Genomic DNA, 9,105 nt, shown 5'->3' on the forward strand with positions numbered 1-9,105 from the left:
CGCCTCACGTCTTCATCGCGCTGGAAATCAGCGCATCGATCTGCGCTTCGACTTCCATGCGGGCCTTCAGCCTGCCGGCAAATTCAGCTCCCGCGGCCTTTGCAGCGTCCGGCAGGCTCTCATATTCAGCAAGCGCTTTGGCATAGTCAGCCTGCGTGACCGCGACTTCCATGCGTGCGACCGTTTCGGGAACGCCTGCACCCTCAACGGCTCCGATCGGGCGCACCTTCACCAGTGATTCCGCACTCGATATCAAGCGTTCGACAAAACCGGCATTCTCGTCGACCGGCCTTGCGGCAGCGATCATCGCGTTGGCGGCGGCATCTGTCTCTGCCGCGATCTCGGCGCGGGCGGTCACGCCTTTTTCGGCATAGGCCCTCAGCGTGGCCAGTTGCGGCGCGTCGGGAGCAATTGCCGCAAAGGTTTCAAGCTCAGCGGCAAATGGCGCACCACGGTCAAGCGCCGACTTCAGCGCCGAGGCCGCAATCGCCAGCGCGATCTTGGGCTGTGAGGCCTGCGCCTCGACCGTCGTCGAAAGTGTCGAGATGGACTGTTCCAATGCCGTCAGGCGACTGTTCTGTTCCGTTGCGGCATCGGCAGCGGATTTCACCGACGCCTCCAGCGCGGCGAGCTTTTCGTTGACCGGCGCAAGGTCGACCGGCTCAACCTTCGCCGCCTCACCGAGCGCCGTAACAGCCGCCTCGACTTGCTGAACCTTGGCCGTCAGCGCGGCAACCTCTTCGCCACCCGCCGGCGCACTTGTTTCGACGGAAGATTTCAAGGCCGCAAGGTCCGTCCTGACCTGATCCAGCGCTTGCGATAGATCACCGATCCTGGCAACCGCATCGCCTCCGTTTTGCGACTCCGTAAGGGCGGTGATTTCCCGTTGCAAAGACGCGACCTGGCTGTTCACGCCATCCAGAGCGGCGGAACCCGGCGCGCCAAGGATGCCGGCAAACTGGAGCGCACCGGCTCCGGCAAGCGCAATGACGCCACCCAGAATACCTGCCCCGATGCCGCTCCGGCCACCACGAGCGGCTCTTGGCTGGCGAGCACCGGTAGCACTTGCGTCATCCGCCTTCCCCCAATTCGGCGAAGGCTCTCCAGAGGCATTGCTCGAAGGCCAGTCCGCCGTCGACTTCGGGGGCTGGTCCTCAAAAGAATAGTCGAAACTGCCGCGCCCCGAACTCTCTTTTGCCTCTGTAGCGTCCTCTGCAGCGGCCGGCGCAGCCTCGGCGTCTTTGCTTTGCTCGATGCCGTTATCGACGACCACATCCGATTGCACCGTTTCCACAGCCGGTTCATCGTTTGAAATTGGAGCCTTGTCGTCAGCGATTCGCGAAACGGCACCCGGCTCAAGGTCGATCGTCACCGGATCGCTCGCCCTTTTCGAATGGCGCGTTTTCGGCGTCTTCACCATGCCTGGCTCCCCAAAACTCGGTTCGTCTTTACCGCCAAGCGGCAATGGATTGCGAAAGAGGTCTATCACACCTCAAAGCCGTGAAAAGGGGCGGTGTGATGACGCGCCTCAGCGCCGCGCGCTCAAAAGCGTCAACAGCGCTTGTTCCGTCGACTCCGCCGCCACCGACGCGGCGGGGCAATCTTGCTGCCTTAGCGCCGCTGCAATTCTCTCTGAGAGAACAAAAATGCTTGCCTCTTCAAAGAGATGGCGCGTCCCCGACCGCGCGGCCAGCATGCCGAAGGCATGAGCCGCCTTTGCCGAATACAACAAGACTGCATCTATGGGCCGATCAGCCAAATGACCGGAAACGGCCTCGTTGGAGTACTCCAAACTGACAGTATCGTAGCTCTCCAATGGATGGACCCTGACGCCTGAACCCGCCAGCCGATCCTCGAACCCGGCAAAGCGAACCCGTCCGCACAAATAGACCAAGGTCCCGGAAAAGGACGCGGCGATCTGGTCGGCCAATGCCAGCGCTTCGCCCGGACCTTCACGAACCAAGGAAAATCCCGCTGACCGCGCGGCTTGAGCGGTCTTTCTTCCCACCGCATGACACGGAAGGCTGGAAAGAGCGGAAAGCAGTTCAGGTGCGGCATGACGGATGGCATTCGCGCTGGTGACGGCAACAGCGGCCGCATCAGCCGGCACTGCACTTCGCCCTGGAAACAGTGGCCTTGTCTCGGACAGCGGCAATTGTACCGGCTCGAAACCCAATTCCACCAGTTTCTCGGCCGTACGACTGGCCCCCGGCTCAGGTCGCGTGATCAACACGCGACGCATGTCAGAACCAGCCTTCGAAGAACTGCGGACCGGCCATGGCGCGGATGTCGGCACCCGCTTGCCTGCCGATGACTGCCGCATTCCCGGCTTCGCCCTCCGCCGCGATCTCGTGCCAGAGAGTTCCATCCGGCGTTATGATCAAACCCTTGAAGTTCAGCCTGCCATCCGCCACGGTCGCATAACCGGCAATGGGTGTCCTGCAGGAGCCATCGAGCGACGCCAGGAATGCGCGTTCGCAAGCCAAGGCCTGCCCGGTCTCTACGTGGTGGATCGGCCGGAGCATCTGCGCAACCACATCGTCGCCGATGCGGTTTTCGATGCTGATCGCCCCTTGCCCGGGAGCAGGCGGGAAAACGTCAAGCCCCATCACATCGCTGGCAATATGCTCCATGCCGAGCCGCCTCAAGCCGGCCAGCGCCAGTATCGTTCCTTCCGCAACGCCCTCGTCGAGTTTGCGCAGGCGCGTCTGCACATTGCCGCGAAACAGCACTACATCGAGATCTGGCCTGATCCGCCGGATCAATGCCTGCCTGCGCAGGGATGACGAACCCAGTTTCGCTCCCTTTGGCAGATCGACGATGGACTTTGCAGTCTTGCCGATGAAGGCGTCGCGTGCATCCTCCCGAGGCAGGAAGGTGGAAAGCTCCAAACCTTTGGGCAGGACGGTCGGCATATCTTTTGACGAATGTACGGCAATATCGATACGCTGATCGTAAAGCGCCTCTTCCAGTTCCTTGGTGAACAGGCCCTTGCCGCCGGCTTCCGACAAGGGGCGGTTCTGGATGCGGTCGCCGGTAGTGGTGATGGGCACGATCTCGAGCGCGGATTCGGGCAGATCGTGCGCCTTCATCAGCCTGGCGCGCGCTTCATGCGCCTGCGCCATCGCCAACTGGCTGGCGCGCGTTCCAATTTTCAATACAGTTTGCATGACGCGCGGTCCGTGATAACCCCCGGCTGGCAAGGCTTGGCAAGCTTCCTCCTATCGGGGAAAGCCCGGCCGGGCAATGTTGAAGGTTTGCGACGAATTGATCCGTGTACTGGGCATTGAGACAAGTTGCGACGAGACAGCAGCAAGCGTCGTCTCGTTGGCGAACGATTCGAAGCCTGAAATTCTTTCCAACATCGTGTTGAGCCAGATCGGGGAGCATGCCGCATTCGGCGGCGTCGTACCCGAGATCGCCGCTCGCGCTCATGTCGAAGCGCTCGACGGCATCATCGAAGCTGCACTGGCTGATTCAGGCGTCGACCTCGCCGACATTGATGCCGTAGCAGCGACAGCCGGGCCCGGCTTGGTCGGAGGCCTGATCGTGGGGCTGATGACGGCAAAGGCGGTTGCAGCAGCTGCAGGCAAGCCCCTGATCGCTATCAACCATCTCGAAGGCCATGCCCTGACCGCCCGGCTTACCGGTGATCTGGATTTTCCCTATCTATTGCTGCTCGTATCCGGCGGCCACACCCAGATCGTGCGTGTTGCCGGCGTCGGCGACTATCAGCGATGGGCGACCACCATCGACGATGCCTTGGGTGAAGCCTTCGACAAGACAGCGAAGATGCTCGGCCTGCCCTATCCAGGTGGCCCCAATGTAGAGAAGGCAGCAGTCAAGGGCGATGCCTCACGATTCAGCTTTCCGCGGCCAATGAAGGGTTCGGCTCAGCCGGATTTCTCTTTCTCCGGTCTCAAGACCGCCGTACGGCAAGCAGCGACGGCCATTGCCCCGCTGACCGAACAGGAGGTTTGCGATATCTGCGCTTCCTTCCAGGCTGCGGTGGCCGATGCAGTCACGGATCGCGTGGCACGTGCACTTGCCCGCTTCCGCGAGGAATTTCCTGACGCCGGCACACCGGCATTGGTGGTTGCCGGCGGCGTTGCTGCCAACAGGGCGATAAAGCAGGCGCTTGAGAAAATTTGCCTGGAGGACGGCTTCCGTTTCGTCGCGCCGCCTTTGAACCTTTGCACTGACAACGCCGCCATGATCGCCTGGGCGGGCATCGAGCATCTCAACTCCGGCGTTGACGACGACAACGCCTTCGACTTCGTGCCGCGCTCGCGCTGGCCACTCGATACTATCTCGACGCCCGTCGTTGGCTCAGGTCGACGCGGAGCCAAGGCATGACGGCAAGCAACCCAACAATCTGGCGGACCACTGTGCTGGGCGGCGGCGCGTGGGGAACTGCGCTAGGCCTTGCAATGCTGCGCGCCGGCCATTCGGTCCGGCTTTGGGCGCGCGATGCTCAAATGGTGGCGTCGATCGGACGCGGCGAAAATCCCCGCTACCTACCGGGAATACCTCTCGACAAGGGCATCTCCGCAACGACAGATATCGGCGAAGCGCTTTCTGGCACCGATTGCGTGCTCGTGGTGACGCCGGCACAGTCTTTGCGCGCGGTTCTGGCACAAGCTAAGCCACATATTCCCCTTGGGGTGCCGCTTGTGCTGTGTGCCAAGGGCATAGAGCGCGAAACCGGGGCGCTTCTGTCCTCCATCGTAACGGAGACGTTGCCTGAAAACCCTGTTGCCGTCCTCTCTGGCCCGAGCTTCGCCGTCGATGTTGCAAGAGGTCTTCCGACGGCGGTCGTGGTGGCGGCGAACAAAGAGGCGTTGGCAACCGAACTTGCTGCCCGTTTTTCGGCCCAGAACCTGCGCTGCTACTCCAGTGATGACGTGACCGGTGTCGAGATTGGCGGCGCGCTGAAGAACGTTTTCGCCATAGCAGCCGGTGCGGTCACCGGCGCCGGCCTTGGAGCGAGTGCGCAGGCCGCGATGGTCACGCGCGGCTTCGTCGAATTGCGCCGCATTGGAGCGGCCTTCGGCGCACGACCCGAAACGCTGATGGGCCTGTCCGGCCTCGGCGACCTGCTTCTCACTTGCTCTTCGACCCAGTCGCGCAATTTTGCCTATGGCCTCGCCTTGGGCCGTGGCGAATCGCTTGCCGGCCGGCCGCTGGCCGAGGGTGTCGCGACCGCCGCCATAGCCGCACGCATCGCTGCGGAACGGGGGGTAGACGCCCCCATCATCTCGGCCGCCGCGGCCATTCTGGACGGCACCGTCACCATCGATCAAGCCGTATCGGCGCTGATGGCCCGGCCTTTGAAAAATGAAAACGACCTTTAGACCTGACAAGGAGATATCCAAAAATGCTGTTCGCATTGATTTGCAAGGATAAGCCCGGCGCACTGCAGATCCGCATGGACACGCGACCCAACCATGTCGCTTTCCTCAACGGCCTGAACGATGAAAAGAAACTCGCCTTCGCCGGCCCCTTCCTGGACGCGGACAGCAAGCCCAACGGCAGCCTTGTCGTCATCGAGGCTGCGGATCGGGCAGATGCCGAAAAGATCGCCGCAAGCGATCCCTATGCAAAGGCGGGCCTGTTCCAGAGCGTCGAAATCCAGCCCTGGAACTGGGCTTTCAACAAGCCGTCGGCATAACGGCTCGAACAGGCCAAAAACGGGGAGCGCGCAATGAATTACTGGCTGTTCAAGTCCGAGCCGTTCAAGTTTTCCTTCGAACAGTTGAAGAAACTTGGTTCCAAGGGAACGCAATGGGACGGTGTGCGCAACTATGCGGCACGCAACAACATGAAAGCGATGCAGGTCGGTGATCTTGGCTTCTTCTATCACTCCAATGAAGGCCTCAATATCGTCGGCATCGCCGAGGTATGTGCGCTTGCCCATCATGACACCACAACCGACGATCCGCGCTGGGAATGCGTCGATATCCGTGCCGTGCGCGATGTGCCTAACCCTCCGACGCTGGCCGACATCAAGGCCCATCCGAAGCTCTCCGAAATGGCGCTGGTGCGGCTCGGACGCCTCTCGGTGCAGCCGGTAACATCGGCCGAGTGGAAGGAAGTCTGCCGTATGGGCGGTATCGATCCCGCACCGTGAGGTTGACCCCGCAAACAGCACAGCGATTCATTCGCGACAACACTGCGCTGCTTGCACCGCCGCATGTATCGGAAATTCTGCTTCATCTTGCCGACGAAGCGCATGATCTTTGGCTGCGGACCGAGGAAGAGCTTGCCGAAATCGGCCTGCCGCCACCGTTCTGGGCCTTCGCATGGGCTGGTGGTCAGGGTCTCGCCCGCTACGTGCTCGACCATCCCGAGACTGTTCGCGGCAAAAGAGTGCTCGACTTCGCATCCGGCTCCGGGTTGGTCGCCATTGCCACTGCCAAGGCAGGTGCTGCCGAGGTGACCGCTGCCGATATCGATCCCTTCTGTGAAACGGCGATCAAGCTGAACGCGCACGCCAATGGTGTCGATGTCGGCTTTGTCGGTACCGACTGCGTGGATACCGATGCAGGCTGGGACGTCGTGCTGGCCGGCGACGTCTTCTACGAAAAACCGTTTGCCGAGCGCCTGATTCCCTGGTTCTCGGCGCTCAAAAGCCGTGGCGCGACAATTCTCGTCGGCGACCCCGGTCGCGCCTACCTGCCGAAATCCGGTTTTGAGAAACTGGCAATGTATGAAGTGCCGGTGACGCGCGTTCTGGAAGATGCCGAGGTCAAGAAAACCACCGTCTTGCGGTTTGTCTCAACCGCTATCTGACGACCTTCAGCACCGTCCGGCCGGAAAGAAGCGGCAGCAGCCGCGCCATCGTGCGCGCCGTGACGGCGACGCAGCCGAGCGTTGGCGTGAAGCCTGGCCGCGCCAGATGGAAAAAGATGGCGCTGCCGCGCCCGCGCCTGCGGGGCGCAATGTTCCAGTCGAGCACAAGGCAGGCATCGTAGAGCCGGTCGTCGCGGCGCATCCGTTCGTGGCTGGCTCCATAGGGGATGCGCACCGGGCGGTTGTAGTTGCGGTCTTCCGGCACCTCGCACCAGCCAAGGTCCGGCCCGATCGGCGCCATCGGCAACCGGGTTTTCCGCCCCTTTGCAAAATGGTCGTTGCGGAAATAGCCACCAAGCAGGCGCATGGAAGCGAGCGGCGTCGCGCCATCGCCCTCGCGCTTGTTTGCCGATATGCCACCCTTGCCGAGCGCGCAGGGGAACACCAGATTTCCGGCTTGCAGGAAGCCTTTGCTCTGGTTGCCCGGCTTCGCGCGGACAAGAAGGATTCCAAGGCCCGAACGGAAAGTTGCATCCGCCACATTGCGCCCGCGATTTTTCAGGTATGATCTGGTCACGGAACAAATCACTTTGATCTGCTGTTTTGCCGGTCAGCTTCCGCATAAATGGACAACGGTCAACTGATGGCTGCAAAAAACATTTCAAAACAACGGATTGATCCATGACTTCTCGGACCATACTGATTGTCGACGACGACGAAGATTTACGTTCAACGCTCGTCGAGCAACTCTCGCTCTACGAGGAATTCGACGTGTTGCAGGAAGCGACAGCCGCCAAGGGCATGTCGGCCGCACGCACGGGATTGATCGACCTGCTCATCATGGATGTCGGCCTGCCCGATCTCGATGGCCGCGAGGCTGTCAAGATGCTGCGCAAGGGCGGCTACAAGGCGCCGATCATCATGCTGACCGGCCATGACACCGATTCGGATACGATCCTTGGTCTTGAAGCAGGCGCCAACGACTATGTCACCAAGCCGTTCCGTTTCGCCGTGCTGCTTGCCCGCATCCGGGCGCAACTGCGCCAGCACGAGCAGAGCGAGGACGCCACCTTCTCCGTCGGCGGCTACACCTTCAAGCCGAGCCAGAAGCTTCTGATCGACCAGCGCGGCGGCAAGGTGCGGCTTACCGAAAAGGAAGCCTCGATCATCAAATATCTCTACCGCGCCGAACAGAAGGTGGTAACCCGCGATATTCTGCTCGAGGAAGTTTGGGGATACAATTCGGGCGTGACCACACACACTCTGGAGACGCATGTCTATCGCTTGCGGCAGAAGATTGAACGCGATCCCTCCAACGCGGAAATTCTTGTGACGGAAAGCGGCGGCTACAAGCTTGTTCCTTAAGCAATTTGACGTTTATTGACCAAGTGCGATTCGGAGCGGTGTCGCGCTAAGAGGGGAAGCGACCTGTCGGTACGGGGACATAGCTGATGGCGCTGGATGACGACATTCGCATCCTATCTGCCGTAGAACTGTTCGCGGATTTCACGCAGGAGCAGTTGCGCCTGCTTGCCTTTGGCGCAGAGACGACCGTTGTTCACGCGGACCGCAAGCTTTACCTCGAAGAAGACGAAGCCGACTGCGCCTATATCGTCGTCAGCGGCAGCATCGTTCTTTATCGTGAAGCGGACGAAAACCGTGTGCCCATCACCAATGCCGGCCCCGGCGCAATCCTTGGAGAACTGGCGCTGATCGCCGACACCAAGCGCCTGACCAGCGCCTCGGCCGCCACGGATTCAGAAGTGTTGCGCCTCAGCCGCAAGATGTTCCGGCGTATCCTCGAAGAATACCCTGACCTCGCGGCGCAACTGCACCAACGCATCCTGGCGCAATTCCAGGCGCTCATAGAGCGGATCGAACAGGTCGCACCGCGCTTCTCGGCCTGACCTGCCGGCTTGCACATACTTATTCATCGCCACGCCCGGCAAATGCCGTCTGGGACTCTGTGCCCCGCTCTTAAGCTCCTCATTATGCTCGTGGCTGGCGGTGACGATTCCTTGCCCCGCCCTTAAGCTCTCTCGCTTCGCTCGTCGCTGGCGGGGACCCCGAGGAATGGCCAGACGGCTATCGGAGGTCGTGCTTTATGGTTGCCACGCCCGGCTAAAGCCGTCTGGCCATTGTCAAAGAACTGACCTCGATTGAGGTCGGGAGGACGGGCGGCCGTTCGGTCGCTCGTTTAGGTAAAGTATGCGGCCTTGCGGCCGCCCGTCCGGTGGTCTTGCCTTACCGGGGGCAGCAATGACGCTGAAAGCCCCGATCAAGGCCCGGACTTGGGGGCTCATCACCCAGCCG

General features: G+C 61.2%; 11 protein-coding genes. 7 read left to right on the forward strand and 4 right to left on the reverse strand.

Features of this window, described 5'->3' with window-relative positions; genetic code table 11:
• Window positions 1–4: 4 nt before the first annotated feature.
• From ASD50_RS05535 to hemC, 3 genes are all read right to left on the reverse strand, one after another.
• Entirely contained in the window at window positions 5–1,420 is a 1,416-nt protein-coding gene (locus tag ASD50_RS05535) for a COG4223 family protein (RefSeq protein ID WP_056237151.1), read from the reverse strand.
• Between the two features lie 108 nt (window positions 1,421–1,528).
• Window positions 1,529–2,323, reverse strand: a complete 795-nt coding sequence (locus ASD50_RS05540; protein ID WP_320410597.1) for a uroporphyrinogen-III synthase — start codon at window positions 2,321–2,323, stop codon at window positions 1,529–1,531.
• Complete coding sequence (gene hemC / locus ASD50_RS05545) at window positions 2,244–3,170, reverse strand: hydroxymethylbilane synthase (RefSeq protein WP_056237157.1); 927 nt, start codon at window positions 3,168–3,170, stop codon at window positions 2,244–2,246. The genes ASD50_RS05540 and hemC overlap by 80 nt, the downstream gene beginning before the upstream one ends.
• Before the next feature lie 97 nt (window positions 3,171–3,267).
• Here hemC and tsaD point away from each other — a divergent pair, with 97 nt between their 5' ends.
• From tsaD to ASD50_RS05570, 5 genes are read left to right on the forward strand one after another with little or no spacing between them, the layout of a single operon-like run.
• Window positions 3,268–4,356 (forward strand): tRNA (adenosine(37)-N6)-threonylcarbamoyltransferase complex transferase subunit TsaD, encoded by a 1,089-nt coding sequence (gene tsaD, locus ASD50_RS05550; protein WP_056237183.1) that lies wholly within the window; start codon window positions 3,268–3,270, stop codon window positions 4,354–4,356.
• Window positions 4,353–5,354, forward strand: a complete 1,002-nt coding sequence (locus tag ASD50_RS05555; RefSeq protein WP_056237159.1) for an NAD(P)H-dependent glycerol-3-phosphate dehydrogenase — start codon at window positions 4,353–4,355, stop codon at window positions 5,352–5,354. Before tsaD ends, ASD50_RS05555 begins: the two co-directional genes overlap by 4 nt.
• A 23-nt stretch (window positions 5,355–5,377) precedes the next feature.
• Entirely contained in the window at window positions 5,378–5,671 is a 294-nt protein-coding gene (locus tag ASD50_RS05560; RefSeq protein ID WP_056237161.1) for a YciI-like protein, read from the forward strand.
• Between the two features lie 33 nt (window positions 5,672–5,704).
• Window positions 5,705–6,130, forward strand: a complete 426-nt coding sequence (locus ASD50_RS05565) for an EVE domain-containing protein (RefSeq protein WP_056237163.1) — start codon at window positions 5,705–5,707, stop codon at window positions 6,128–6,130.
• Window positions 6,131–6,132: 2 nt separating this feature from the next.
• Entirely contained in the window at window positions 6,133–6,792 is a 660-nt protein-coding gene (locus tag ASD50_RS05570; RefSeq protein ID WP_082549499.1) for a class I SAM-dependent methyltransferase, read from the forward strand.
• Here ASD50_RS05570 and ASD50_RS05575 read toward each other — a convergent pair.
• The gene (locus ASD50_RS05575) at window positions 6,785–7,333 is read right to left on the reverse strand and encodes a L,D-transpeptidase family protein (RefSeq protein ID WP_244484441.1); all 549 of its coding nucleotides are present in this window, start codon (window positions 7,331–7,333) and stop codon (window positions 6,785–6,787) included. The genes ASD50_RS05570 and ASD50_RS05575 overlap by 8 nt on opposite strands.
• A 140-nt stretch (window positions 7,334–7,473) precedes the next feature.
• Here ASD50_RS05575 and ASD50_RS05580 point away from each other — a divergent pair, with 140 nt between their 5' ends.
• Both ASD50_RS05580 and ASD50_RS05585 read left to right on the forward strand, forming a co-directional pair.
• A complete protein-coding gene (locus ASD50_RS05580; RefSeq protein ID WP_056237167.1) occupies window positions 7,474–8,157 on the forward strand; it encodes a response regulator transcription factor in 684 nt (227 codons plus the stop codon).
• Window positions 8,158–8,243: 86 nt separating this feature from the next.
• A complete protein-coding gene (locus tag ASD50_RS05585; RefSeq protein WP_056237168.1) occupies window positions 8,244–8,699 on the forward strand; it encodes a cyclic nucleotide-binding domain-containing protein in 456 nt (151 codons plus the stop codon).
• Window positions 8,700–9,105: the final 406 nt, after the last annotated feature.

This window comes from Mesorhizobium sp. Root552, from assembly GCF_001427285.1.
Taxonomy (GTDB): Bacteria; Pseudomonadota; Alphaproteobacteria; order Rhizobiales; family Rhizobiaceae; genus Mesorhizobium.

Excerpts from the sequence above, each read along its gene's own strand:
- ASD50_RS05580 (WP_056237167.1), top strand. The coding sequence starts at position 7,474 with ATGACTTCTCGGACCATACTGATTGTCGACGACGACGAAGATTTACGT.
- hemC (WP_056237157.1), bottom strand. The coding sequence starts at position 3,170 with ATGCAAACTGTATTGAAAATTGGAACGCGCGCCAGCCAGTTGGCGATG.
- ASD50_RS05565 (WP_056237163.1), top strand. The coding sequence starts at position 5,705 with ATGAATTACTGGCTGTTCAAGTCCGAGCCGTTCAAGTTTTCCTTCGAA.
- ASD50_RS05540 (WP_320410597.1), bottom strand. The coding sequence starts at position 2,323 with ATGCGGCAGTCATCGGCAGGCAAGCGGGTGCCGACATCCGCGCCATGG.
- ASD50_RS05560 (WP_056237161.1), top strand. The coding sequence starts at position 5,378 with ATGCTGTTCGCATTGATTTGCAAGGATAAGCCCGGCGCACTGCAGATC.
- ASD50_RS05585 (WP_056237168.1), top strand. The coding sequence starts at position 8,244 with ATGGCGCTGGATGACGACATTCGCATCCTATCTGCCGTAGAACTGTTC.
- ASD50_RS05535 (WP_056237151.1), bottom strand. The coding sequence starts at position 1,420 with ATGGTGAAGACGCCGAAAACGCGCCATTCGAAAAGGGCGAGCGATCCG.
- ASD50_RS05555 (WP_056237159.1), top strand. The coding sequence starts at position 4,353 with ATGACGGCAAGCAACCCAACAATCTGGCGGACCACTGTGCTGGGCGGC.